Here is a 25550-nt window from a genome sequence, read left to right as displayed (position 1 = left end):
AAACCGGTCGCCTTTTTTGCTGACTTCCCTTGCTTTTGATGGAAATTGAGATGACCGACCAGACTACCCGCCTGCCGATCCGCCGCGCCTTGATCAGTGTTTCCGACAAGACCGGGATCCTCGAATTCGCCAGGGAGCTGGAAGCCCTGGGCGTGGAAATCCTTTCCACCGGCGGGACCTTCAAACTGCTGCAGGACAACGGCGTGGCCGCAGTGGAAGTCGCGGATTACACCGGTTTCGCAGAGATGATGGACGGTCGGGTGAAAACCCTGCACCCGAAAATCCACGGCGGGATCCTCGGTCGTCGCGGTATCGACGACGCGATCATGAACGAGCACGGCATCAAGCCGATCGATCTGGTAGCCGTCAACCTGTACCCGTTCGAAGCCACCATCAGCAAGCCAGGCTGCGACCTGCCGACCGCCATCGAGAACATCGACATCGGCGGCCCGACCATGGTCCGTTCGGCGGCGAAAAACCACAAAGACGTGGCCATCGTGGTGAATGCCAGCGATTACGCCAACGTCCTGGAAAACCTCAAGGCCGGCGGCCTGACCTACGCTCAGCGTTTCGACCTGATGCTCAAGGCGTTCGAACACACCGCCGCCTACGACGGCATGATCGCCAACTACATGGGCACCGTGAACCAGGCTGCTGACACCCTGAGCACCGAAGGTCGCAGCGAATTCCCGCGCACCTTCAACAGCCAGTTCATCAAGGCCCAGGAAATGCGCTACGGCGAGAACCCGCACCAGAGCGCGGCGTTCTATGTTGAAGCCAAGCCTGCCGAAGTCGGCATCGCCACCGCCACCCAGCTGCAAGGCAAAGAACTGTCGTACAACAACGTGGCCGACACCGACGCCGCGCTGGAATGCGTGAAGAGCTTCGTCAAACCGGCCTGCGTGATCGTCAAGCACGCCAACCCGTGCGGCGTGGCCGTGAGCCCGGACGCCGAAGGCGGCATCCGTCAGGCCTACGAACTGGCCTACGCCACTGACACCGAATCGGCGTTCGGCGGCATCATCGCCTTCAACCGTGAACTGGATGCCGAGACCGCCAAGGCGATCGTCGAGCGTCAGTTCGTTGAAGTGATCATCGCACCAAGCGTCAGCGAAGAAGCCCGCGCCATCGTTGCTGCCAAAGCCAACGTACGCCTGCTGGCCTGCGGCGAGTGGTCGGCGGATCGCGTTCCGGCCTGGGACTACAAGCGCGTCAACGGCGGCCTGCTGGTACAGAGCCGCGACATCGGCATGATCGGCGCCGACGACCTGAAAGTGGTGACCAAGCGCGCGCCGACCGAACAGGAAGTCCACGACCTGATCTTCGCCTGGAAAGTGGCCAAGTTCGTCAAATCCAACGCCATCGTCTACGCCAAAAACCGCCAGACCATCGGTGTCGGCGCCGGCCAGATGAGCCGCGTGAACTCCGCGCGTATCGCGGCGATCAAGGCTGAGCACGCCGGTCTGCAAGTGGCGGGTTCGGTAATGGCGTCGGACGCGTTCTTCCCGTTCCGCGACGGTCTGGACAATGCGGCCAAGGTCGGTATCACGGCGGTGATCCAGCCAGGTGGCTCGATGCGTGATGCTGAAGTGATTGCTGCTGCTGATGAAGCCGGCATCGCGATGGTGTTCACGGGAATGCGTCATTTCCGTCACTGATACACGGCAGCTACAAGCCTCAAGCTGCAAGCTGCAAGAAAGAGCAGTCAGGTATCGCTCCTTCTTGCAGTTGCAGCCTCATTAATTCAGAGCCATAAGCTGTAATCGAGAGTCACACACTCGCTCTTGCTTGCAGCTTGTAGCTTGCAGCTTTCTCCGAAGGAGTCTCTCTTTGAACGTTTTGATCATTGGCAGCGGTGGCCGCGAACACGCCCTGGCCTGGAAAGTGGCTCAGGATCCACGTGTGCAGAAGGTTTTCGTCGCACCGGGCAACGCCGGCACCGCGATTGAAGCCAAGTGCGAGAACGTGGCCATCGACGTGCTGGCCCTCGAGCAGCTCGCTGACTTCGCCGAGAAAAACGTTTCCCTGACCATCGTCGGTCCGGAAGTGCCATTGGTGGCCGGCGTCGTCGACCTCTTCCGCTCCCGTGGCCTGGACTGCTTCGGCCCGACCGCTGGTGCCGCGCAGCTGGAAGGCTCGAAAGCCTTCACCAAGGATTTCCTGGCGCGCCACAAGATCCCGACGGCCGATTACCAGAACTTCACCGAGATCGAGCCGGCCCTGGCTTATCTGCGTGAAAAAGGCGCACCGATCGTGATCAAGGCCGACGGCCTGGCCGCCGGTAAAGGCGTGATCGTCGCCATGACCCTGGCCGAAGCCGAAGATGCCGTGCGCGACATGCTCGCCGGCAATTCCTTCGGCGACGCCGGTTCGCGCGTTGTCATCGAAGAATTCCTCGACGGCGAAGAAGCCAGCTTCATCGTCATGGTCGATGGCAAGAACGTTCTGCCGATGGCCACCAGCCAGGACCACAAACGCGTCGGCGACGGCGACAGCGGCCCGAACACCGGCGGCATGGGTGCTTACTCCCCTGCTCCGGTGGTCACCGCCGACGTGCACCAGCGCGTGATGGACCAGGTGATCTGGCCGACCGTGCGCGGCATGGCCGACGAAGGCAACGTCTACACCGGTTTCCTGTACGCCGGTCTGATGATCGACAAGGCCGGCAATCCGAAGGTCATCGAGTTCAACTGCCGTTTCGGCGACCCGGAAACCCAACCGGTGATGCTGCGTCTGCAATCGAGCCTGGTGCTGCTGGTCGAAGCTGCTCTGGCTCAAGCGCTGGACAAGGTTGAAGCACAGTGGGATCCACGTCCGAGCGTCGGCATCGTGCTGGCCGCTGGCGGCTACCCGGGCGACTACGCCAAGGGCGCGCCGATCAACGGTCTGGACGCAGCCGCCGCACTGGAAGGCAAGGTCTTCCACGCCGGTACTGCGCTCAAGGACGGCAACGTCGTGACGGCCGGTGGTCGGGTGCTTTGCGCCACCGCCATGGGCGCCAGCGTCGGCGCCGCCCAGGAGCAGGCCTACAAACTGGCCAAGGCCATCGACTGGGAAGGCTGCTTCTACCGCACCGACATTGGCTACCGTGCCATTGCCCGTGAACGCGGTGAGTCTCAGTAATAAGCTACGCTGTGTTTCCGGCAGGGGCTCATCGCCCTTGCCGGACTGTTCCGACGCTGCGCATCGTTATATTCTGGCATCAACCTACGAAGGGATTTCGCCGTGCGCTGGCTCAGGATTGCCATAGGCTTCACCGTCACGCTGTTGACCTTGCTCTGCATGCTCCCGGCCCAGGCCGCGCAAGGCAGTGGCTGGTCGGTATTGCTTGACGATCAGGGCAACCTCCAGCTGAGCGACATCCGCTCCGCCCGCTACACCAATCAATTCAGCCCTATCGAACTTGACCGCCTGACCGCGGCCGAACCCGATGGCGCCCTGTGGCTGCGCTTCAGGCTGGCGCCCGGCAAGCACGAACAAGTGCTGCGGATCTTCGCCCCCGACCTGTCGCACCTCAATCTGTATGTCCTCGACGGCGATCGCCTGATCGAGCAACGCGACACCGGCACCACCCAGCCCCAGGTGGAGCGGCCGCTGCCCAGCAGCGACTTCATGCTGCCGTTGCCGCAGAGCGACAAACCCCTCGACGTCTACCTGCGACTGGTTTCCGATCACCAGTTGCGCCCTTACATCACCTTGCAATCGGCGGTGATGGCCGCGGCCAATCACAACCAGACGCTGATCTACGGCCTGCTGTTCGGCTGTCTGGCGATGCTGATCCTGCATAACCTGATCCGCTACGCCTACACCCGCTCGCGCAGCAGCCTGTGGCTCGCAGTGTGTGAAGGCCTGTTGAGCCTGAGCCTGTTGCTGTTGCTCAACCTCGCCGGTCCGTGGCTGCCGAACTGGCATGCGATCCAGACCCCCGGCGCCTATCTGGCCCTGCTGCTGACCGCTCCGGCGGGCCTGATGTTCGCCTACCGTTTCTTCGCGCCGCTCGGCCCGCATCCGCTGAACAAGCTGCTGATCGGCGACATCCTGTTCATCGTGATCTGCAGCCTGCTGCTGTTGTTCGTCAACACCCTGCCGCTGAACATCATTACCTACGCGCTGGTGGCCCTGGCCGGGCTGAGCATGTTGCTGGTGGGTTTCTATCACTGGCAGAAAGGCTACCGCCCTGCCCGGCTGTTCGTTGCCGCGATGGTGGTGTTCAACATCGGCACGCTGATCATCCTCCCGGCCTTGCTGGGGCTGACCCTGGTGGCGCCGCAAGGCCTGATCATGACCCTGATGGGTTTCATCTGCATCAGCGGCCTGCTGATGAGCATCGCCCTCGGCGAGCGTCAGCGCAGCATCACCGAAAGCCGTTTCAGCATCAGCCGCGACCTCGCGGCGAGCAACGCCGAGATTAATGCCAAGGCCGAGTTCCTGGCCAAGATCAGCCACGAGATCCGCACGCCGATGAACGGCGTACTGGGCATGACCGAACTGCTGCTCGGCACGCCGCTGTCGGTGAAACAGCGCGATTACGTGCAAACCATCCACAGCGCCGGCAACGAACTGCTGACCCTGATCAACGAGATCCTCGACATCTCGCGGCTCGAGTCCGGGCAGATCGAACTGGACGATGTACAGTTCGACCTCAACGCGCTGATCGACGATTGCCTGAGCATCTACCGCGCCAAGGCCGAACAGCAGAACGTCGAGCTGATCAGCTTTATCCAGCCGCAAGTGCCACGGGTCATCAGTGGTGATCCGACGCGCCTGCGCCAGACGTTGCTGAGCCTGCTGGAAAACGCCCTGAAGAAAACCGAAGAAGGCGAAGTGCTGGTGGTCGTCGCCCTCGACGAACGCAGCACCGGGCCACGCCTGCGCATTGCCGTGCAGGACAGCGGCCAGCCGATGGATCAGGAAGAACGCGACGCGCTGATGCACGCCGAGTTGCACAGCAAGCACTTCCTGTCGGCCAACCGTCTGGGCGGCAACCTCGGTCTGGTGATCGCCCGCCAATTGATCCGTCTGATGCAGGGCGAGTTCGGCATCAAGAGCGGCGCCAGCCAGGGCAGCACGCTGTGGCTGACCCTGCCGCTGGACCCTGATCGTCTGGAGCATCCGACCTCGGACCTCGACAGCCCGCTGCAAGGCGCACGCGTGCTGGTGGTCGACGACAACGACACCTGCCGCAAGGTGCTGGTGCAACAATGCAGCGCCTGGGGCCTGAACGTCAGCGCCGTGCCGTCGGGCAAGGAAGCGCTGGCCCTGCTACGCACCAAGGCGCATTTGCGTGATTACTTCGACGTGGTCCTGCTCGACCAGAACATGCCCGGCATGACCGGCATGCAACTGGCCGCCAAGATCAAGGAAGACCCGAGTCTGAACCACGACATCCTGCTGATCATGCTCACCGGCATCAGCAATGCGCCGAGCAAGATCATCGCGCGCAACTCGGGGATCAAGCGCATCCTGGCCAAACCGGTGGCCGGCTACACCCTCAAGACCACGCTGGCTGACGAACTGAACCAGCGCAATCGTGGCCAGGTGGTGTTCCAGCCACAGGTTGCGAGCCCCGCAGCACCGGTCAAGGTACCGAGTGACTTCCGCATCCTGGTGGCCGAAGACAACACCATTTCGACCAAGGTGATCCGGGGCATGCTCGGTAAACTCAACCTGCAGCCAGACACCGCCAGCAACGGCGAGGAAGCCTTGCAAGCGATGAAAGCCCAACGCTACGACCTGGTGCTGATGGACTGCGAAATGCCGATCCTCGACGGGTTCTCCGCCACCCAGCAACTGCGGGCCTGGGAAGTCGGCAATCAGCGCATCCGCACGCCGATCGTGGCGCTGACCGCGCACATCCTCGCCGAACACAAGGAGCGTGCGCGCCAGGCCGGGATGGACGGGCACATGGCCAAACCGGTGGAGCTGTCGCAACTGCGTGAGCTGATCGAGCACTGGGTGGCCCAGCGTGATCAGCAGAACCGTGCGACGACACAACCGTCGTGAGCCGACAGACACGATAGCGCCTGTTAGACTCCCCCCGACTTTCCCCGCCAGCGAGCCCGCGCCATGCTCCACGTGTTATTCAGTGTTTACCTGAAGATGCTGGTGCTCTACAGCCCGTTCTTCGTGTTGTCCTGCTTCATCAGCCTGACCCGCGGTTACTCGCGCAAGGAGCAACGCCGTCTGGCCTGGAAAGTGGCGGTCGCCACCCTGGTTTCGAGCGTGTTGCTCTACCTGTTCGGGCGGGTGATTTTCGATGTGTTCGGCATCACGGTGGACGCCTTCCGCATCGGCGCCGGCAGCGTGCTGTTCATTTCCGCTCTGGGCATGGCGCAGGGCAAGTCGGCCGTGCAGACCGACAACGTGCAGCAGGACGTGACGATCGTTCCGCTGACCATTCCACTGACCGTCGGCCCCGGCACCATCGGTGCGTTGCTGGTGATGGGCGTCAGCCAGCCGCACTGGGACGACAAGCTGTTCGCGATCATGAGCATCGCCCTCGCCAGTTTCACGGTTGGCGTGGTGCTGTACCTGTCGAACCGCATCGAACGCATTCTCGGCGATCAGGGTTTGCAGATCGTCAGCCGCCTGATGGGGCTGTTCGTGTGCGCACTGGCGGCGCAGATCATCTTCACCGGGGTCAAAGGCTATCTGGTGCCTTGAACCCTGAAACGAAAAGACCGCCGACGGCAACGTCGGCGGTCTTTTTTCGTCAGCGCCCGCGCACCGTCAACCCGCAGACTCGACGGTTTTCTTCGCATCCGCCTGATCGATCAGCGCTTTCAGCGTCACGCCCTCGGCGCCCTCCTTGCGCGCCTTCAGCCAGCGCACCAGCGTCGACACCTGGCACGGACGCAGGCCCTTGACCTCAAGCATGGCATCGCCCCGCAGCGAGGGATCTGATGCATCCGCATTGCGTATCAGCACACAGTGCTCACTGTCGGGATCGATCACCACCAGGTGATCGTCGACCATCCCCACTTCGAGCTTGTGTGGATCAGCCATGGTCAGGATCAAGCGACTCATGACCGCGGGAAACCCCACCAGCGGATAACGGCAATCAACCACCAATGAATCGAGCTTGCGCATCAGCGCCTCGGACAGATGCCACTTCATCCAACCGCGCCCTACCCGCAGAACCAGCGTGCGCACATCGTCCGGGATCACCGGCAGAAGATCGTAGACATCCACCCGTCCCTCGAGCACCAGCACGTCACCCGTGCGCTGGACGTAATCCAGCGGCTTGATCTGGCGCATGCTCGGATAACCCTGAACGACCCGCTCGCGCGATTCATGCAACAAGACTTCAGCGTACTTTCGGGTTCCAAGCAGCTCGTAATCCTCCGGCAGGTCGACAGCGGGAATCTGGATCAGCCGTGCACTGTCAGCGATATACCACTGCACACTGGCCTCCTGAGAAGCGATAGAGATGAATGGACGATGCGCTGCGTTCGCCAGCAAGGCTTGCAAGTCTCTGATCAGATGCTCGCCATGGGCCGCCAGCCAATCGTGTTGCACGCCAATGATCTGCGGTGGTTCCTGATGCTCCAGTTGCAGCACCACGCCTTCGCGCGTCGTGCCCAAGAGACCGGCACCGTCGACCCGTACATCGGCAAAGCGCCACGCCGTCCACTGCCGCTCTGGTTTTGGCAGCATCCGGCTTTGCAACAACTGCGAGCCGTCTCCGAATGCCGCCTGCAGTTGATGCGGATCGATAAACGTCTGGCGCCAGACCTCGCCACTTTCGGGCTCGAACAGCCACGCCGATTGATTGTCCGGTGTCATGCCCAGCAACCGGAGCTGTGTTGGTTGCGCGTCACACAACAACAAGCGGTTGTCCACGTACCAGGCGTGCAAGCGCGCATCCCCGGCAGTATTGGCAATGCCGACAATCGGGAACTTCTCCACTGCATATTGTCGGGCGATGGCGTCGAGCGCCAGCCACCATTGTTTGCGCCCCTTGAGCCAGGACTCGGTCAGACCCGCAAAACGCACTTCACCGTCAGCGCCGATTTCGAATGACAATCCGTCCCCGGTGCGGGCCTGATAGCCATTGTGTTCAGCCGTCACCTGCTTCAGGCGCTCGGGCTGCACCCAGCGGTGCGACCACTGAATCTGTTCCAGCGTCACGGTGCGCTGCACCCGGCACAGGCTCTGGAACTGCCGGTCGTAGATGACAAACACGTCGCCGTCATCACTGGGCGTCAGCAGCATCAGCTCGTTCAGGTTCTGGATCGAGTCGGGCCAGGCGCGGGCATGGTGGCGGCGCGGTACCGGGCGCACGATCAGGTTGTCACGAGTACGGACCCAGGCCATGTCCCGAGCGTTGTCTTCGATCTTCCAGCAGACCGAAACGTAAGCAGCGAACTGCCAGTCGACCGTGGCGTAGCCTTTGTCTGCATCGACCGGTTTGAGCGATACCCAATCACCCAGTACCGATGTCCAGGCAGGCAACGGCGTGCCGTCATCGAGCAACATCTGGAAACCCGGCTCAAGTCCACGGGTAACCGAGCTCAGCCACAGTTCACCTTCATGAATCAGGTAGTTGAGGCGCTCACGCGTACCGTCCTCATACGCGTATTCCTGCACCACATGGACGACACCCTGCCCATCGGCTTCGACGCTAAGAATCGTGCTGACGCCGGTGCGTCGAAACATCAAACGAAAGCGATGACTGAGCAGGCCGGTGCCGGCATCGACCTGACAGATTTCGTAGCCAATCGGATCATGGAAAAATGCCGAATCGCCGGCCACCACCGACAACAGCCCTTCATCGTCGAACACCTCGTCGTTGCGGATATAGAGGATCCGGTCCTGCACAGCGTCATACCAGCCATTGGTGTAACGCGGCGCCTTGATGTTCTCGAACGGAATCAGGTAGTCGTGGATCGGCGTATAGCGCAGCGCCAATCGATGGGCTCGCGCCAGGTCTTGCAGATGATCCTGCAGGACCTGGCCGTCCAGGCCTCTGGGCGCCTGTTCTTCCAGAAGATCCAGTTCAGTCCGTTTATTGCCGGCAATCCGGAAGAGCCGGCCATTTTCGATCAGCAGGGAAATCTCCGGGGCAATGTCCGCCGTCACCTTGAACTCGCAACCTTTGATACCGAACTGCCCGTTGTTGCCCAGCACGATGTCCTTCTCGACGGCCCACGGCGCGACAATGATCCAGCGGTCCTTTTGTTTGCCCACTGACGTCAGTCCGACATTGACGCCGGGGTTGAGCACGAGTGTGCATGTGCCTCCACCACCCTGAATCCGATAGCTGACCTGCTCGCGCCAAGGCTCGGGGATCACCGGCACAACCAGTTTGCGCGCCTGCGCATCCAGCGTGACCCGGATCTCGGTCGGGCGATAATCGGGGTACATCCGATGGACAATGTAATGGCTGGGGAACGAGTAGAACGAAAACAGGAACAGCCACTGACCGTCCGCTTTTTTCTTCTCCAGACGCCGGGCGATGTCGAAACCCTTGTCGTGGCGCTGTGATGCGAACGGCAGGATCTGGTACTCGTAGCGATAGCAGGTAAGCGGCGTGCACGGCAAGACAATGGCCTGCTCGGCGGACGGTGAGAACTTCATCTCGGCTGGATAGCCCAGTTCTTTGCTGAGGTGGATCGCTCGCGGGTAATCGACCTCGAAATCCGGCACGCCGAAATGATCGCGCAGCGGGTAAAGACGGGTGCTGTCGAGCAGCAGCTTGCCCGTACTAAGGTCCAGATCGTTGATGATCAGCGAGGGTCGCGGCAACCAGGCACCTTGCTCGCCGCTGTAGTGAAATCCGTCCCCGTGATGCGCCTGCTCCAGTTCCGCAAAAAACAGCCCGACCGCCTTCGCTTCTTCAGCGATAGTGGCAAAGCTCTGCGCCAGCGCAGTCACGCCGACCGCAAGGCCACCCAGAATCACCCCGGCGCCTCCCAGCACCGCTGCTGCCGTACCCGCACCGGCAAACGCTGCGCCAAGTCCCGCGCCGGTGAGGGCCAGACTGCTGGCATCGAAGGTCAGCTGGGTGGCGTAGGTGGCTGTCTCCACATCATTACGTGCCGTCGCCAACTGATAGATATCGAAACCGACATTGGCCAGACCCAACACCGCGCCGACGCCTTCGTTGCCCAAATGCCCGGCCACAGCGCCGAGGGATCTGCCGGTCAACGGCTCGAGCGCTTCGCCGACCACCTTCGCAGTGGTGCGGGCGATCAGTTTTTCATCGCGCAGCGCGGCCTGCACCAGACCGATCAGTCCCGCCACATCGACCACATTGCCATGCACCAGTTGTGCGTAATTGACGTAGGCATGCCACTGCACCGCCGTTGTCAGTGTGCGGTCTTCACCTTCGCGACCACGCAAAGCATTCATCAAGGCCTGCACCGCGAAACCGGCATTGAGCGTATGCACTGCCGCTGCCTCGGTCGGATCCACAGCATCACCGACCGGACGCTTGCGCCCGAGGCTCGAAAACAGGTCAGTCAGGTAATTTTTGATTCGCAGCAGGCGATCATCCCGGCTGACGACCGTGGCGACCAACTCGCCGGTCTGTGGATCGATCATGCCCACCCGATAACTGCCCTCGGGCGTCACTTCCAGCGAGTCGAACAACGGCACAAGAGGCGTCACCGAGTCATGGCCCTCCTGCAACCGCGCCGTCATGTCGGCAATCTCCCCGCCCCACCAGTCATTGTCTGAAGACAACAGTGCCTTGCCCAGCCGCGAGTTCTCCATCAGCGTTCGTCCGTGAGCACTGTTCATCCTCTGGCGAACCGACCTGAACGGTTTGTCCGGCAGCGGCTCGTCCCTGAGCAATTGACTTACCTTGCTGCCGTTCGACAGGTTCAGATCGGCGACTTTTTCCCCATGCACATCGATCAGATCGAACTGTGGCCGGCCAGGTTTGCCGTACACGGCGTAATGACGGGCGATCTGTGCCTGCTTGAAAAATTGCCCAAGGGCCATTCTGAAGGTTACGGAGCTGTCGAACTGGAACAGGCCGAAGTTCGGATCGTAGAAGTGATAAATGACCGTACTCCCGTGTACAGTCCGAGCCACCAGCATCGAGTGGTTATCCGAGTTGAGCATCAGGGTTCGCGGCCCCACGGACGCCTCGAGTGTCGCGACCATCTTGTCCAGATCGCCCCGCCCCAGCGCCGTGCCCACATCGGCTGCGTTCACGCCACGCATTTCCTCCAGCGCGGCCAGAAACGCCTTCGAGTCCGGGTGCTCCGGCTCAAGCACCGCCAGAAAGAATCGCTCGCGCAATTGCCGGGTCGCTCCCTCGCCCTGTGTGAGGGCGGCCCCCATCGCCAGCGCCAGCGGAAAACAGCGGCCGGCCGCAGTGTCACCCGGCCCGTGCATCAACAAATCCTGAGGCACCATTTTGACAGTGCCGGCCTCGAACTGACTGAGCACCTGTTCCAGCCGCTCCAGAACCTGTTCGCGGTGTTCCTGAGTAGCGAGCCGCTGGATCTGCGCCACCTGACGCCCCCAGTCAAACAGTGTCGCAGTGTTGGCCAAGGCATTCTTTTTCAGGCCAAGTGCGGTGATCGGATGCGCGGGCAATTCATCACCCACACTGGACATGCCTGCCATGAACGCAGGTGCGCGGTGCTGATAGAGATGCTGTTCAATCGCCGCATAGCGCCCTGCCGTACCGCGCTCACTGAGGCTGTTGATCAGATTGTCCAGCGTACTGCGCAAGGCGGAAAAGCTTTGAGCGTCCAGTGAATCAGCGCCCAGCAATGCTCCGATGGTCAAACGCTGCAACGGGGTGAGCTGTTCGAGTTGCCAGGAACCGGCGCCCAACCCGATCAACAGCTCATCCAGTGCGAGGCTCTGGGCAACCGGATTTTTCGGGAATGCCGGTGGCCGCAGGCGAGTGTCCTGATTGCGGATGGCCTGACGATCATCGAAGCTCAGCGGCAATCTTTCAGCGAACACAAGGGTGCCGTCGTGACCGTTCGTCATCGCCTTGGTGAACGGCTCGCCGAGGTGATCAGCCATCCGCTGCAACAGCTCGGTATTCAGGACATGACGTCCTTCGATGAGCGGCCAGCCGAGTTCGAATTCGACGGTCGTCTGTTTCAACAACTCAGCGATGTTCCCGGCGTAGCGGCTCTTGAATTGGCCATCGCGCCAGCGTTGCTGCTCAGTCTCGAGCCACTTCTGAGTATCGGTTTCGTTTTCCTTCCAGGAGTGATCCAGTTCCTCTTCAGTGAGTTGATTGACCGTCTGCAGAGGTGCGATGGCCATTTCCCGCCGTGACGCCTGCGCGCCCTCGGGCGTTAAAAATGCCTTTTCGAAATCGCCGGTGCCATCCTTGATCGCGACCGGTCCGGTCAAATAAATGGTCCCCTCATTTTTTGGTCGGATACCTTCGTTGTGGTATCCGGCTGCGGCATTTGCCAGATAAGACGCAAAGATGGCTTCCATTCCGGGCAAATCAAACAAAGGCCCGTAAGACTTTTCCAGCACTTCACCAGCCAGTGTATCCATGGCTTCATGCTCTTGAAGACTGATACCTTTGTCAGTGGCCAACCGTGCGGTGTCATCGATCAATTCATAGTTGAACCTGAAGCGCTGGAGCACGGACTCAAGTACCGCCGAGCCGGCATGCGCCATCATGTAGGCATTGCTGATCGTGTTTCCCTTTGCCACCGCGCGCAATGCGTAGGGACGGACAAGCAGATCCTGTGGAGGCTGAAACACTTGGGTCAAAGGCGGCCGGCTTTTGGCAAACGCTTGCAGTACCGTGCGATGCTCTTCGGGTATTTGCAACAGCTTGTCTCTGTATTGCCCCCGCAACGCTTGTCGACCTGGCATCCAGTCAGGATTCTGATCCAGCATCAACTGCAAAACACCGAGTCGAGCATCCTCACCAAAGTCGCTTATATCGACACCTGCAATTTCCTTCAGCAACGGCGGCAAGTTATCGACATCGGTGTAACTGCCGCCCTCAAAGTACAAGACCTCTGCTCTTACGATATCCGATGCCGCCGCCAGGTTGCCCCGCATGCGCATTTCCCGCTGGTAAATATCCCGCAACTTCAAAGGTATTTCCGAACCCGCCAGATCGCGCACGCGAACGTCACCTCCGACCAGCGCATCAATACTTTCACGGTTCTTTGCCTTCAACACCCGTAAGTCCTGAGAACTCTGACCATAAGCACGGCTCAACAACTGCACCCTTGCTTCATCGGCTGATTCGCCCTTCGCAACTGCCGCATCAATGTGTTCGCTCATTTGTTGCTTCAACGCAATAGCGCGGGCCACATACATTTCGCCCAATACCTTATCGGAAGTGCTATCGACGCCCCCGTGCTCCATGGCGTCCGCCTTCGCCGCATCGACCATCAAGCGATTGGCCTGCCAGGCCAGCAACGCATCACTGTCATACCAGACGTTGATCTGATAACCCTGACCAGCCAATACCTGCTTCCAGACATTGATGTAGTCGCGCTGAATCTCGCCGATGCCGCCACCCAGCCAGATGAAGTGCAGGATCTTCGGCACTTGCGTAGCGGGCGTTTTCATCAGTTCGACGCTGTAACTCAGACGCGACTCAAAATCGGCGACTCTGGCGCCGATTTCTGAAAGATCAGGTGTCTTCTTGCTGTCCAGGCCCGGAGCAGGCGCCTGTTCCACTTCACGTCGTACCCGCAGGCCATCGAACTCTGCAAGCGCCCGCTTGAATAGCGCGAGCGGTTGCAGAAGCCTTGGCGAATCGAGCAAACCGACACAAGCAAAGTAGTAACGGATCACTTCGTCATGACGAACAGTATTCTTGTAGGGCAACAGCGCCTGTTCAAGATCAGACAACTTGAACAGATTGACGAACTTCACATAGCCGCCATCGACAACATCAACATTAGCATCCTGCATTTTAATACTTCCCTGAGTGGTGAACCATGTGCACTGCCAATCGGCTGGCACACGTCTGCACTGCAAGTAACAAGACTTGCAACACTTAAAAATCATCAATATAAAAAATTGAGCAAGCTTCACAAAATTGAAACTAGTACAAAACAAAAACCAAAAACACACACAAAACACTTCAAACAATGTCCAGGGAAATATTCAATAACATCGAGCCAACTATCGAAATAAACAAGCCATTAAAAAGCACATAAAAAAACAAGGCCGCGAATGGCGAATTCGCGGCCTTGTTTGTTTTATCGATCATTGCCACTCGACAGTGCGGGGATATCAGCCGGCCGGTTTTTCCCCGTACCAGCGCGGCGTATAAACCCACTCCCCGCCCTCGGCTCGAGGGAAAGTGCAGGTAGTGGAAGAACCGATCAGCACCATGGTGCGCATGTCCACTTGCTCCGGAGTCAGCGCGCCCAGTGTCGTGACGCGCAGCGTCTGCCCCGGCCGACCGATATCGCGGCCCAGCACCACCGGTGTTTGCGGCGTGCGGTGTTGCGCGACGATTTCCAGCGCTCGCCCCAGTTGCCACGGACGGGCACGGGAGATCGGGTTATAGAAGGCCAATGCCAGATCCGCCTCGGCGGCCAGATCCAGACGCTTCTCGATGATCGACCACGGTTTGAGGTTGTCCGACAGCGACATCACGCAGAAGTCATGGCCCAGCGGCGCACCGGCCTGAGCGGCGGTGGCGAGCGACGCCGAAACACCCGGCAGGATTTCCAGATCGACGCTGTGCCACGCCGGATCCGTCGACTCGTGCAATGCTTCAAGCACCGCCGCCGCCATGGCGAACACGCCCGGATCGCCGGACGAAACCACGATCACCGAACGACCCTCAGCGGCCAACCGGAAGGCGTGACGGGCACGCTGCATTTCTTCGCGGTTGTCGGTGCAATGCTGCACCTGATCGTCGCGGAACGGGCCGGCCATGCGCACATAGGTTTCGTAACCCAGCACGTCAGTGGCGCGGGCCAGTTCGGCTTTCACCGCCGGCACCATCAACTCTGCCGCACCCGGGCCAAGGCCAATGACAGCAAGGCGACCACGCGGACGACCGATCTGCGAAACATCCAGCGGCTGTTCGGCCACGGCGATGGCAAGGTCGCGGGATGTTGTGATGATTCGAGCGTCGGGGACTGCATCGCGAACCAGCTCAACGATGTCACTCGCCGGCGCGACAAAGCGCAACGGCACAGCCAGTTCAAGCGCGGCGTCACGCAACGCCGGACTGGCCATCTGAGTATCAGCCGCCACCAGACAGGCCAGCGATTGAATTGCCACACCGGCCTGAAGTAACGCATCGCGAATTACATCCGGTAGATCGGCCACATCTGTATCGACCGCCACCGCCACGCTACGCGGATAAATCAGCAACTCACTGGCGTTCGCCGCGCGGGCATCGCTGCCCACATGAATCGAGCGCTGCGCCTGTGGATCTTCCGGCAGTTGCGCCTGCTCAAGCCACGGCGCAGCACCGTCGATGCGTACGCTGTGGCCGGCGAGCAAGTCGGAGACAAAACGCTTGCCCTGCTCCAGATCGCCGAGGGCATAACCGCCGGGCGGGTTGAGCAGGCAGGTGCCGAAACGCAACTCGCCGCTGGTGGTAATCGCCGCTGCCACTTCAAGCGCAGACGCAATCTCGCGGGCCATGACGTTCACCCCGCCGAGGCCACCGAGCAGCGGCACCACGGCGCTGCCGTCTTCAGCCACGGCGAGCACCGCTGGCTCGACGCCTTTTTCCAGCAACAGCGGCACCAGGGTGCGAATGACAATGCCGGCCGCGCACAGGGCAATGATCGGCGTGTCCTGTTGATACAGCTCGCGCAGGGTTGCGCCGAAGTCGCTGTAAGTCAGGTCCGCGCCTTCGACGCGCCCTTTTAGTCCATGAATCTGCGCGGCCGGATAGACCTGCTGAAGACGACGGGCCGTGCCCAGTGCGCCCTGGCCGAGAATGACGATGGCCGGTGTGGAATGGGTCATCAGCCTTGCCACCGTTCGCCGGGCACAATGATCAGCGAGAAGTACGGCGACGACATCGGCTCGACCTCATCCAGCGGTACGATCTTCTGGTTGGCCATGGTCGCGCGCTCGACGTACAGCGCACGCTCGGCCAGACCCAGCTCTGCCAACACGTCGCGCACCTTCGGGAAGTTGCGCCCCAGTTTCATGATCACCGCCGCATCGGCATCCGCCAGGCGACGCTTGAGTTCATCGTGAGGCAGCACGCCGGACAGCACCGACAGGCTCTGATTGCGATACACCAGCGGCGCGCCCAGTACCGAAGCGCCGCCGAGCATCGAGCAGACGCCCGGCACCACTTCGGCTTCGTAACGGCTGGCGAGGCGATCGTGCAGGTACATGTAGGAGCCGTAGAAGAACGGGTCACCTTCGCAGATCACCGCCACGTCGCGACCGGCGTCCAGATGCGCGGCCACTTCTTCTGCCGCGTCATCGTAGAAATCGCTGATCACCTGTTCGTAGGACAGCGGCGCCGGCAGCACTTCGGTGGTCACCGGGTACACCAGCGGCAGTAGATTCTGGGCGTCCTGCAGGTGCGCTTCGATGATGCCGAACGCGTTGCCCTTCTTGCCCTTGGCCACGAAGTACGCCACCACCGGCGATTCGCGCAGCAGGCGCAAGGCCTTGACGGTAATCAGTTCCGGATCACCGGGGCCGACGCCCAGGCCAATCAAACGTCCTTGAGCCTGCATCATTCGATCTCCGTGGCGAGAGCATTGACCGCAGCGGCGGCCATGGCGCTGCCGCCGAGGCGGCCCTGCATGATCACGAACGGCACGCCACGGCTGTTGGCGGCCAGTTCGGCCTTGGATTCGGCGGCGCCGACGAAGCCCACCGGGAAGCCGAGGATCAACGCCGGTTTCGGGGCGCCGGCGTCGAGCATTTCCAGCAGATAGAACAGCGCGGTCGGCGCGTTGCCGATCACCACCACGCTGCCTTCCAGATGCGGACGCCACAGTTCCAGCGCGGCAGCGGAGCGGGTGTTGCCCAGCTCGCGCGCCAGCTCCGGCACGCTGTCATCGCGCAAGGTGCAAATCACCTCGTTGTTGGCCGGCAGGCGCGCACGGGTCACGCCCTCGGAAACCATCCGCGCATCGCACAGGATCGGCGCGCCAGCGGCCAGCGCATCGCGCCCGGCCTTGCCGGCGCCTTCGGAGAATTGCAACCCGTCGATGGCCTCGACCATGCCGCAGGCGTGGATCACCCGCACCGCGAGTTTTTCCAGGTCGGCCGGGATGCGAGCCAGGTTGGCCTCGCTGCGAATGATCGCGAAGGAGTTGCGATAGATCTCCTGACCGTCGCGGATGTAATCAAGCATCAAGGGGGCTCCGTGAGCGGGCGGCGAGCAGGGTCGCGGCCGCTTCGATAGTAAGGTTGTGAGCGTGCAGCGCGCCGAAACCCGGCAGGGCTGCACCGCGAAAATAGAGATCGTAGTGGCCGGGGCCGACCGCCAGCAGAGTCACCGCTGCCCGATGTGCGGCGGCGCAGGAACGCGGGCAACCGGACAGGTGCACATCAACGGCGTGTGGCAACAGCGTAGCCAGCAGGCGGGCATCGTGTTTGGTGTCGGCCAGGCCTTTGCCGCAGCCGTTGGCGCCGGTGCAGGCGATCAGGTGTGACAGGGGGTCTTCGATGCGGGTCAGCAGGTTCAGCTTGCTCAATTTGTCGAGCACTTGAACCGCATCGGTTTCCTGCACATTGGGCAGCAACAGACTCTGCCAAGGGGTGAAACGCAGGCTGCCGTCACCAAAGGTTCTGGCCAGGTGTGCGGCGCCACGCAGCATGTCCGGATCAAGGCGGCCAAGCGCCGGGGCAGCACCGACATAGACCTGACCGGCCGATTGCTGAGGGTGGATGCCAAGGTGCAAACCCTCCGGTCCGGCTTCGCGCTGCCAATCAGCAGCGGCTTTCAGGCTGATCCGCTGAGCGATTTTTTCCAGGAACACCGGCGCCGGGCATTCATCCAGCAGATGGCGCATTCGCGTCTGCTCCGGTCGGGCCAGATCGAGGAACAGTTCCAGCACCGCGACCACCAGCGCATGTCCGTGCGCAAGCGCCACAGCGGCCAGCGGTCGATCCGTCGGACAACCCGCCAGGCCGAACGCCAGCAGCGTGTCGCCGCGATCTTCGAATGCCGACAACCACAGGTCATGGGGATGTTCGAGCATCGCCAGCGCTTCACCGCCGTCCAGTTGCACGGCGAACTTGGCGCTCAGCTCGTGGAAGCGCGGATGACTTTGCAGGGTTTCGAGGATCTGCCCGGCCAGTGGACGAGTATCGAAGCGCATCTGCGGGTCGATGCCGGCGGCGGGGCTGAGCATCAGGTTGCGCACATCGTCGCCCGCTGCGGTTCGCGGCCCGAGACCGGCGGCCAGCAGGCTTTCGATCAGCGCGGCGGACTGCTCGCCGATCCCGCGAATCTGCAGATTGCCCCGGTTGGTCGCCTCGATCGCCCCGCCGGCAAACCGCTCGGCGGCATTGGCCACCGCATCGGCCTGATCGGCCGTGATCGAACCGCCATCGAGCTTGATCCGGCAGATCCCGCCGTCCAGCGCCTGGACGATACGCAGCAACCCCGGACAGGCCGAGGGGCGTATGGCGTTGGACATCGGACGTTCGTTCAAGGGCTGGCAGCTCTGTGGGAAAGGCGCTTCGCGGGCGAAGGCGCGGTATTATGCCTGCTTTGTCCGACGGCATGAAAAGTCTGCCCGTCGGAACGGCGCGTTTGCGGACACTTTTTTGAGGGGCTACAGATGTCACCCTGGCTGACAGTAGTAGGAATCGGTGAAGACGGCTTCAAGGGCCTGGGCAAGAATGCCCGGCGCGCCTTGATGGGCGCTTCGCGGATCATCGGCGGTCAGCGTCAGCTGGATCTGTTGCCGGTGTGCATCCGTGGCGAGCGCCAGTTGTGGCCGAGCCCGTTTTCCCTGGCCCCGGTGCTCGAGCATCGCGGTGAAGCGGTGTGCGTGCTGGCCAGCGGTGATCCGATGTTCTACGGCGTTGGCGCAAGCCTGGCGCGGCAGGTGCCGGGGGCCGAAATGCTGGTTCTGCCGGCGCCGTCGTCCTGCTCGCTGGCGGCGGCCCGACTGGGCTGGCCGTTGCAGGATGTCAGTGTGCTGTCTCTGGTGGCTCGCCCGCTGGCGGCCCTCAACGCACAACTATTCAGCGGCGTGCGCCTGTTGTTGCTGAGCAATGACGGACAAAGTCCGGCGGCTGTTGCCGCGTTACTGCGTGAGCGCGGATTCGGCGCCAGTCGCCTGAGCATCCTGGAACATCTGGGCGGCAGCGACGAGCGCCGCATCGACGGCACCGCCAACGACTGGAATGATCCGCTCATTGCCGACCTCAACGTGATCGCCATCGAGTGCCTGGGCGATCCAGATACACCACGTCTGTCGCGCCTCGCCGGCCTGCCTGACTCGGCTTTCCAGCATGACGGCCAACTGACCAAACGCGACGTGCGCGCAATCACCCTCGCCCGCCTCGCCCCGACACCGGGCGAACTGCTGTGGGACGTCGGCGCGGGCAGCGGCTCGATCGGCATCGAGTGGATGCGCGCTCACCCGAGCTGCCGCGCTCTGGCCATCGAGGCCGATGATGGCCGACAACAGTTGATCGAACACAACCGCGACGCTTTGGGCGTTCCCGGTCTGCAACTGATTCGCGGCAGTGCCCCGCAGGCTCTCGCCGGGCTGGAATGTCCGGACGCGATTTTCATCGGCGGCGGCGTGACGCGCGAAGGCGTGCTCGACACCTGCTGGGAACAACTCAAACCCGGCGGCCGACTGGTCGCCAACGCCGTGACCCTGCAAAGCGAAATGACCTTGATGAGCTGGCGCGAACGCCACGGCGGCGAACTGACCCGCATCCACATTGCCCAGGCGCAGCCGCTGGGCGAGTTCGACACCTGGCGCCAGGCCCTGCCGATCACCCTGCTCGATCTGGTCAAACCCCTCGATGCGTGACGAAACCGCCGAACAACCCGCGCCCTTGCGCAGCGGCCTGACCACCGGCAGCTGCGCCACGGCCACCAGCCTCGCCGCGGCGCGCCTGCTGCTCGGCGGAGCGGTGGCGGACGCCGTGCAGATCGTGTTGCCCAAGGGCAAGCAGGTGCAGATGCGTCTGGAGTTCTGCCGGCTGACCGAAGACGGCGCTGAAGCCGGGACGATCAAAGATGCGGGCGACGACCCGGACGTGACTCACGGTGCCCTGCTTTATTCGCGAGTGCGGCTGATGGCCGAGCCGGGAATCCGCTTCATTGCCGGCAAAGGCGTCGGCACCGTCACTCGGCCGGGGCTGGTGCTGGGCGTCGGCGAGCCGGCGATCAATCCAGTGCCGCGCAAGATGATCAGCGATCACCTGACGCTGCTCGCCGAAGAAACCGGCTATCGCGGCGGCTTCGAGGTGACGGTCAATGTCGAGGGTGGCGAAGCCCTGGCGCTGAAAACCATGAACCCGCGTCTGGGCATTCTCGGCGGCCTGTCGATCCTCGGCACCAGCGGCATCGTCAGGCCGTTTTCCTGCGCGGCATACATTGCCTCGATCCATCAAGGCATCGACGTCGCGAAAACCAACGGCTACCTGCACATCGCCGCCTGTACCGGCAACGCCAGCGAGGACACCATGCGCCGGGTCTACAACCTGCCGGAAATCGCCCTGATCGAAATGGGCGACTTCGTCGGCGCCGTGCTCAAGCACCTGCGCAAAGTGCCTGTGGATAAACTCAGCCTGTGCGGCGGCTTCGGCAAGATCAGCAAACTGGCGGCCGGGCACATGGATCTGCACTCGCGCCATTCGAGCATCGACTTGCCGCAACTGGCCGAATGGGCGGCGGCGATTGGTGCCGACGACGATTTGCAGCAAGCCATTCGCGGGGCGAACACCAGTCAGCAGGCATTGGCGATGGCCAGTGCGGCGGGCGTTGCGCTGGGCGATGAAGTCTGCCGCCATGCTTTGGAGTTCGCCCGTAGCGTGGTGCCGGCGCAGGTTCAGGTCGAGGTGTTTGCGATTGATCGTCAGGGCGGCATCGTTGGCCATGCGGGAGCCTTTGTATGAAGCGAATCTTGTTGCTCGGCGGCGTGACTGAAGCGCTGGCCATCGCGCGCACGTTGGGGCCGGAACACATTTACAGCCTGGCCGGGGTCGGCCGGGTGCCGACCGATCTGACGTGTCAGGTGCGCGTCGGCGGCTACGGTGGCGCCGAAGGTCTGGCGCAGTTCATTCGCGACGAAGGCATCACACTTTTGCTCGACGCGACCCACCCCTACGCCGCACAGATCAGCCAGAACGCCGCCACCGCTGCGCAACTCACCGGCACCCCCTGCTGGGCCCTGCGCCGCCCCGCGTGGCAACCGCAACCCGGCGATGACTGGCGCGAAGTCGCCGACTGGGCCGAACTGATCACCGCCCTCGAACCCTTCCGCCGCCCACTGTTCACCCTTGGCCGCGAACCGCTGCAACACCTCGACGAAATCCCCGCGCACCAGTTCTGGACCCTGCGCGCCCTCGACGTCTACCCCGGCAACGAACGCTGCGAAGTCATCGGCGCCCGTGGGCCGTTTCTGCTGGAAGATGAGCGGGCACTGTTCGAACGCCGGCAGATCGACGTGCTGATCAGCAAGAACAGCGGCAGCACCGCAACCGAGCCGAAACTGGAAGTGGCGCGGGAGCTTGGGGTGCCGGTGCTGGTGTTGAAGCGGCCGGTGTTGGCGGGGGTTGATCGGGAGTTTGCGACGGTTGATGACGTCAGCTCGGCTCTTGAAAAACCTTGATCAGGACGGAGCTTTTCCTCTCGCGATAGCTTCAGTTGTTGATGCAAGTCCCATGCAATGCAAATTCGAGCCGCTACACTCTCTTGAAAGATCGCTGCGACACCAAACCGCACGACGCTTTTTTACTTATCGGCCCTGATCAGGCTAAATAGCCGCGCCTGATCGCCCACCCTACGGATCTGTCCCATGAACCGACACCGGCTCGCATTTGCCTGGATCGCCTGCTTTGCAGTGCTGTTCAACATGCTCGCCATGCCGTTGACGGGAGCGATGGCGCAGGCGGCGCAGACGCCGGCCGAGCAGTTGCTGTGGAGCAGTTTCTGCACCGGCAGCGGGACGAAGATGGTGGCGATCGACATCGGCAGCCTCGATCAGAAAGCGCCGCAGAGTGGTGACAGTCATTCGACCATGCAGCATTGCTGGTGCTGTTCCGGATCGGCGCCGGTGGTGGCGTTGCCGGGGCATTCGCCGCAGCTGTATTTCGCTCAATACGAAAGCAATCGCAGCGTGGCGCCCGCCGTGCTGCAAACTCCGACACCGCGTCAGCAATGGCCGAGCCTCAATCCCCGCGCTTCCCCTCTGGTTTGATTTGTTCCCGCATTTGACCTGCGTTTCAAATCGTTCTGGAGAACTGCCATGTTGAACAAATTCATCGTCATCGCTGCGCTGTTGCTGCCTGCGTGCTTCGCCCATGCCCACGAATACAAGGCCGGCGAGCTGGAAATCGCCCACCCGTGGTCACAGGAACTGCCGCCGAACGCGCCGACGGTTGCCGCGTATTTCATCATTCACAACGGTGGCAAGACGGCTGACCGCCTGCTCAGCGTCGACTCGCCGATCGCCCCGACAGCGGAACTGCACGAGCACGTGATGCAGGGTGATCTGATGAAGATGCAACAGGTGTCGAACGTGGCCATCCCGGCCGGTGGAAACGTGACCTTCGCGCCGATGGCCTATCACGTGATGCTGATGAATCCGACCGACCGCAGTCTGCTGACCGACGGCAAGCGCTTCCCGCTGACCCTGCACTTCGAAAAGGCCGGTGACGTGACCGTCGAAGTCGCCGTGCAGAAGAAGCCGCCGGAAGCCACGCAAGCCCACGCGCACGCCCAGTAACCGTTCCGGCAGACTCCGCCCATGCGCCCCCTGAGCGCCAGGCCCTCCCTGCAACGCCGTCAGACTGAACACCTGACCCGCGGCAGCTGGATCGCCCTGTTCGCCATGTTGATGATCTTCATCGGCCCGCTGATTTCCCAGTCGATGCCGATGGATCAGCACGCCTCGACCTCCATGCCGATGAGCATGGACATGTCGATGGACATGCCGGGCATGGATCATTCCGGGCACAGTGCACAGCCCTCCACCGAACACTGCCCACCGCAATCCTCGCACCATGTGCTGTGGGAAAAGTGCGGCTATTGCAGCCTGCTGTTCAACTGCCCAGCGCTGACCGGTGGCGGCAGCTTCGCCACTTTCAGCATTCCACTCGTCAACACCTTCACCCCGCCCTCCCCGCGTCTGGGCCATGCCCGGCAGACCTTCTTCCCCGGCGCCCGCACCCGCGCCCCGCCCGTCGCAGCGTAAACACCCACCTCTGATTGCACACGGTTGAGAAGACAGCTTCAGGCTGCCGGCCGTGTCGTTTACGACTGTTTGATGGAAATTGTCATGTCCAGGTTTTCTGCTGTCCCACGCCCGGGTTCTGCCCCGGCGTCCTTTGCCCTGAACGAATCCCGCGTTCGTTTCAGGCACGCTACCGCCGTCCTTTGCGGCGTCCTGCTGTCCCCGCTGGTCCACGCCGACGAACACGCCGGCCACACTGATGAGCTGAGCCCGACGGTGATCACCGCCATCGCCCCGAGCTCGCCGCTGACCATCGTCACCAACCCGAAAGACCCGCGCCAACCGGTGCCGGCCAGCGACGGCGGCGACTACCTGAAGACCATTCCCGGCTTCGCCCTGGTGCGCAACGGCGGCACCAACGGTGATCCGGTGCTGCGCGGGATGTTCGGTTCGCGCCTGAACATCCTCACCAACGGCAGCATGATGCTCGGCGCCTGCCCCGGCCGGATGGACGCGCCGACCTCGTACATCTCACCCGAGACCTACGACAAACTCACCGTGATCAAAGGCCCGCAAACCGTGCTCTACGGGCCCGGCGCGTCGGCCGGCACGATCCTGTTCGACCGCGAGCCGGAAAGCTTCGGCGAGCTCGGCACCCGCGTGAACGCCAGCGTGCTGGCCGGCTCCCACGGGCGCCTCGACAAAGTCGTCGATGCGGCAGCCGGCGGCTCGCTGGGCTACGTGCGGGTGATCGGCAACACCGCGCATTCCGACGACTACCGCGACGGCAACAACGACATCGCTGCCTCGCGCTATGACAAGTGGAACGGCGACGTGGCGCTGGGCTGGACCCCGGATGCCGACACCCTGATCGAACTCACCGCCGGCAAGGGCGACGGCGAAGCACGCTACGCAGGACGCGGCATGGACGGCTCGCAATTCCTGCGCGAAAGCCTCGGTCTGCGCGTCGAGAAATCCAACATCACCGATGTGCTGGAGAAGCTCGAAGCCCAGGTCTACTACAACTACGCCGACCACGTGATGGACAACTACACCCTGCGCACGCCGTCCGGCACGGGGATGATGGCCGGGCCCATGGCGTCCAACGTCGACCGCCGCACCCTCGGCGCACAGATCAAGGCCACCTGGCGCTGGGCCGATATCCAGCTGATCACCGGCCTCGACGCGCAGACCAACGAACACCGGCAGCGCAGCGGCATGGGCATCGATACCTACAAGGATCAGCCGTACACCAAGGACGCCGACTTCCATAACTACGGGGTGTTCAGCGAAATGACCTGGTACGCCGCCGACCGCGACCGGCTGATCACCGGCGCCCGGGTCGACCGTGCCTCGGCCAGGGATTTCCGGCAGACCACCGGCTCGGGAATGATGTCCCGGCCGAATCCGACCGCTGGCGATACCCGCGCCGACACCCTGCCGAGCGGCTTCGTCCGTTACGAGCATGACCTGGCCGACAGCCCGACCACGCTCTACGCCGGCCTCGGCCACGCCCAGCGTTTCCCGGATTACTGGGAGCTGTTTTCGCCCAAATCCGGCCCGGCCGGTTCGGTCAATGCGTTCGATTCGATCAAGCCGGAAAAGACCACTCAGCTCGACTTCGGCGTGAACTACAAGAGCGCCGAGCTCGAAGCCTGGGCCTCCGGTTACATCGGCCAGGTGCGCGATTACATCCTCTTCGATTACACCCCCGGGATGATGGGCATGAGCACGTCCCGCGCCGAGAACATCGACGCGCGGATCATGGGCGGCGAACTCGGTGCCGCCTACAAACTCACCGACAACTGGAAAGCCGATGCGACCCTGGCCTACGCCTGGGGCAAGAACAGCAGCGACGGCAAGGCTCTGCCGCAGATGCCGCCGCTGGATGCGCGCTTCGGTCTGACCTATACCGAAGACAACTGGAGCGCCGGCGCACTGTGGAGGGTGGTTGCCGCGCAAAACCGTATCGACCAGAACAAGGGCAACGTGGTCGGCAAGGATTACGACAAGAGTTCGGGCTTCGGCGTGTTCTCGCTCAACGGCGCCTACCGGATCAACAAACACTGGAAGGTCAGTACCGGCGTCGACAACCTGTTCGGCAAGGCTTACGCCGAACACCTGAACCTGGCGGGCAACGCCGGGTTCGGCTACCCGGCCAACGACCCGCAAGCGATCAATGAACCGGGGCGCACGCTCTGGACCAAGGTGGACATGAGTTTCTAACCCTCAAGGGCGCTCGCTCCCTTGAGGGAGCGGGCGGCAACAGACAACGAGAAG

The 25550-nt window shown here is 62.3% G+C and carries 16 protein-coding genes; 11 read left to right on the top strand and 5 right to left on the bottom strand.

The annotated features are described in order from the left end of the window. Positions 1-50 precede the first annotated feature (50 nt). From purH to L6D82_RS02085, 4 genes are all read left to right on the top strand, one after another. The gene (gene purH, locus L6D82_RS02100) at positions 51-1658 is read left to right on the top strand and encodes a bifunctional phosphoribosylaminoimidazolecarboxamide formyltransferase/IMP cyclohydrolase (protein ID WP_102688348.1); all 1608 of its coding nucleotides are present in this window, start codon (positions 51-53) and stop codon (positions 1656-1658) included. Between the two features lie 172 nt (positions 1659-1830). Continuing rightward, complete coding sequence (gene purD / locus L6D82_RS02095) at positions 1831-3123, top strand: phosphoribosylamine--glycine ligase (protein ID WP_007951030.1); 1293 nt, start codon at positions 1831-1833, stop codon at positions 3121-3123. Between the two features lie 102 nt (positions 3124-3225). After that, the gene (locus tag L6D82_RS02090; protein WP_236187951.1) at positions 3226-6003 is read left to right on the top strand and encodes a hybrid sensor histidine kinase/response regulator; all 2778 of its coding nucleotides are present in this window, start codon (positions 3226-3228) and stop codon (positions 6001-6003) included. A gap of 63 nt (positions 6004-6066) precedes the next feature. Then, positions 6067-6663 carry a MarC family protein gene (locus tag L6D82_RS02085; protein ID WP_007951032.1) on the top strand — a complete coding sequence of 199 codons (597 nt, stop codon included), beginning with the start codon at positions 6067-6069 and terminating at the stop codon, positions 6661-6663. A 66-nt stretch (positions 6664-6729) separates the two neighbouring features. On the opposite strand, the gene L6D82_RS02080 is transcribed toward L6D82_RS02085, so the two are convergent. The 5 genes from L6D82_RS02080 to cobG all read right to left on the bottom strand — a co-directional run bounded on the left by L6D82_RS02080 (position 6730) and on the right by cobG (position 18545). Further along, positions 6730-13869 (bottom strand): TcdA/TcdB pore-forming domain-containing protein, encoded by a 7140-nt coding sequence (locus L6D82_RS02080; RefSeq protein ID WP_373870895.1) that lies wholly within the window; start codon positions 13867-13869, stop codon positions 6730-6732. Positions 13870-14193: 324 nt separating this feature from the next. Beyond that, the gene (cobJ, locus tag L6D82_RS02075) at positions 14194-15897 is read right to left on the bottom strand and encodes a precorrin-3B C(17)-methyltransferase (RefSeq protein WP_102688351.1); all 1704 of its coding nucleotides are present in this window, start codon (positions 15895-15897) and stop codon (positions 14194-14196) included. Then, positions 15897-16631: a precorrin-2 C(20)-methyltransferase gene (locus L6D82_RS02070; RefSeq protein ID WP_007951035.1), complete on the bottom strand. Its 735-nt coding sequence runs from the start codon at positions 16629-16631 to the stop codon at positions 15897-15899. Before L6D82_RS02070 ends, cobJ begins: the two co-directional genes overlap by 1 nt. Then, complete coding sequence (locus L6D82_RS02065; RefSeq protein ID WP_085609238.1) at positions 16628-17254, bottom strand: precorrin-8X methylmutase; 627 nt, start codon at positions 17252-17254, stop codon at positions 16628-16630. Before L6D82_RS02065 ends, L6D82_RS02070 begins: the two co-directional genes overlap by 4 nt. Further along, a complete protein-coding gene (cobG, locus tag L6D82_RS02060; protein ID WP_102688352.1) occupies positions 17247-18545 on the bottom strand; it encodes a precorrin-3B synthase in 1299 nt (432 codons plus the stop codon). Before cobG ends, L6D82_RS02065 begins: the two co-directional genes overlap by 8 nt. Before the next feature lie 144 nt (positions 18546-18689). Here cobG and cbiE point away from each other — a divergent pair, with 144 nt between their 5' ends. The 7 genes from cbiE (at position 18690) to L6D82_RS02025 (ending at position 25496) form a co-directional block, all read left to right on the top strand. After that, positions 18690-19901 (top strand): precorrin-6y C5,15-methyltransferase (decarboxylating) subunit CbiE, encoded by a 1212-nt coding sequence (cbiE, locus tag L6D82_RS02055; protein ID WP_102688353.1) that lies wholly within the window; start codon positions 18690-18692, stop codon positions 19899-19901. After that, the gene (locus tag L6D82_RS02050; protein ID WP_102688354.1) at positions 19894-20991 is read left to right on the top strand and encodes a cobalt-precorrin-5B (C(1))-methyltransferase; all 1098 of its coding nucleotides are present in this window, start codon (positions 19894-19896) and stop codon (positions 20989-20991) included. The genes cbiE and L6D82_RS02050 overlap by 8 nt, the downstream gene beginning before the upstream one ends. Continuing rightward, complete coding sequence (locus L6D82_RS02045) at positions 20988-21707, top strand: cobalt-precorrin-6A reductase (protein WP_102688355.1); 720 nt, start codon at positions 20988-20990, stop codon at positions 21705-21707. The genes L6D82_RS02050 and L6D82_RS02045 overlap by 4 nt, the downstream gene beginning before the upstream one ends. 186 nt (positions 21708-21893) lie before the next feature. Continuing rightward, complete coding sequence (locus tag L6D82_RS02040; protein WP_102688356.1) at positions 21894-22295, top strand: DUF2946 domain-containing protein; 402 nt, start codon at positions 21894-21896, stop codon at positions 22293-22295. A 48-nt stretch (positions 22296-22343) separates the two neighbouring features. Continuing rightward, on the top strand, positions 22344-22823 hold the full coding sequence (locus L6D82_RS02035; protein WP_102688357.1) for a copper chaperone PCu(A)C: 480 nt from the start codon (positions 22344-22346) through the stop codon (positions 22821-22823). Positions 22824-22844: 21 nt separating this feature from the next. Then, positions 22845-23291, top strand: a complete 447-nt coding sequence (locus tag L6D82_RS02030) for a DUF2946 domain-containing protein (RefSeq protein WP_102688358.1) — start codon at positions 22845-22847, stop codon at positions 23289-23291. A gap of 84 nt (positions 23292-23375) precedes the next feature. Further along, on the top strand, positions 23376-25496 hold the full coding sequence (locus L6D82_RS02025; RefSeq protein WP_102688359.1) for a TonB-dependent copper receptor: 2121 nt from the start codon (positions 23376-23378) through the stop codon (positions 25494-25496). The last annotated feature ends 54 nt before the right edge of the window (positions 25497-25550 follow it).

The organism is Pseudomonas paraglycinae, assembly GCF_021601625.1.
In the GTDB taxonomy this organism is placed as follows: Bacteria; Pseudomonadota; Gammaproteobacteria; order Pseudomonadales; family Pseudomonadaceae; genus Aquipseudomonas; species Aquipseudomonas paraglycinae.
This window is presented reverse-complemented; position numbering and strand designations above follow the sequence as displayed.

Bases quoted from the DNA above. Each gene is read 5' to 3' on its own strand.
- cobJ (WP_102688351.1), bottom strand. From the start codon at position 15,897: ATGACCCATTCCACACCGGCCATCGTCATTCTCGGCCAGGGCGCACTG.
- L6D82_RS02035 (WP_102688357.1), top strand. From the start codon at position 22,344: ATGTTGAACAAATTCATCGTCATCGCTGCGCTGTTGCTGCCTGCGTGC.
- L6D82_RS02085 (WP_007951032.1), top strand. From the start codon at position 6,067: ATGCTCCACGTGTTATTCAGTGTTTACCTGAAGATGCTGGTGCTCTAC.
- purH (WP_102688348.1), top strand. From the start codon at position 51: ATGACCGACCAGACTACCCGCCTGCCGATCCGCCGCGCCTTGATCAGT.
- L6D82_RS02070 (WP_007951035.1), bottom strand. From the start codon at position 16,631: ATGATGCAGGCTCAAGGACGTTTGATTGGCCTGGGCGTCGGCCCCGGT.
- L6D82_RS02065 (WP_085609238.1), bottom strand. From the start codon at position 17,254: ATGCTTGATTACATCCGCGACGGTCAGGAGATCTATCGCAACTCCTTC.
- L6D82_RS02025 (WP_102688359.1), top strand. From the start codon at position 23,376: ATGTCCAGGTTTTCTGCTGTCCCACGCCCGGGTTCTGCCCCGGCGTCC.
- L6D82_RS02080 (WP_373870895.1), bottom strand. From the start codon at position 13,869: ATGCAGGATGCTAATGTTGATGTTGTCGATGGCGGCTATGTGAAGTTC.
- cbiE (WP_102688353.1), top strand. From the start codon at position 18,690: ATGTCACCCTGGCTGACAGTAGTAGGAATCGGTGAAGACGGCTTCAAG.
- L6D82_RS02050 (WP_102688354.1), top strand. From the start codon at position 19,894: ATGCGTGACGAAACCGCCGAACAACCCGCGCCCTTGCGCAGCGGCCTG.
- L6D82_RS02040 (WP_102688356.1), top strand. From the start codon at position 21,894: ATGAACCGACACCGGCTCGCATTTGCCTGGATCGCCTGCTTTGCAGTG.
- cobG (WP_102688352.1), bottom strand. From the start codon at position 18,545: ATGTCCAACGCCATACGCCCCTCGGCCTGTCCGGGGTTGCTGCGTATC.
- L6D82_RS02030 (WP_102688358.1), top strand. From the start codon at position 22,845: ATGCGCCCCCTGAGCGCCAGGCCCTCCCTGCAACGCCGTCAGACTGAA.
- L6D82_RS02045 (WP_102688355.1), top strand. From the start codon at position 20,988: ATGAAGCGAATCTTGTTGCTCGGCGGCGTGACTGAAGCGCTGGCCATC.